Consider the following 269-nt stretch of genomic DNA (forward strand, 5'->3'; position numbering starts at 1 on the left):
CGAAAAAACACAAAAATAAAACAAAAAAAAAGAACATGATAAATTATAAAAATCTGTATGGAAACAGTGAAAATCAACGTTGACAACAAAACAAAAAAAAAAAAATGCACCCTGTCTGTGTACATAAAAGCGGATGAATCGGTCGACGGAATCACATCACCTGTTTTCCGCAGCCCCTCTCCGGCATAGTATCTGAGAATCGCGATTCCCCGCGCTGTTTCGCCTTTTGCTTCAGGCAGTGTTTTGCCCATTTCACGCGTCGCACATTC

At 40.5% G+C, this 269-nt stretch carries 1 protein-coding gene; it reads right to left on the reverse strand.

Annotated features, from left to right (window positions below; translation table 11 throughout):
* A partial coding sequence (locus B0E34_RS22915) for an aldehyde dehydrogenase family protein (RefSeq protein ID WP_123956731.1) occupies positions 1–269 on the reverse strand: 269 nt, incomplete at both ends.

The organism is Chryseobacterium mucoviscidosis, from assembly GCF_002177115.1.
In the GTDB taxonomy this organism is placed as follows: Bacteria; Bacteroidota; Bacteroidia; order Flavobacteriales; family Weeksellaceae; genus Chryseobacterium; species Chryseobacterium mucoviscidosis.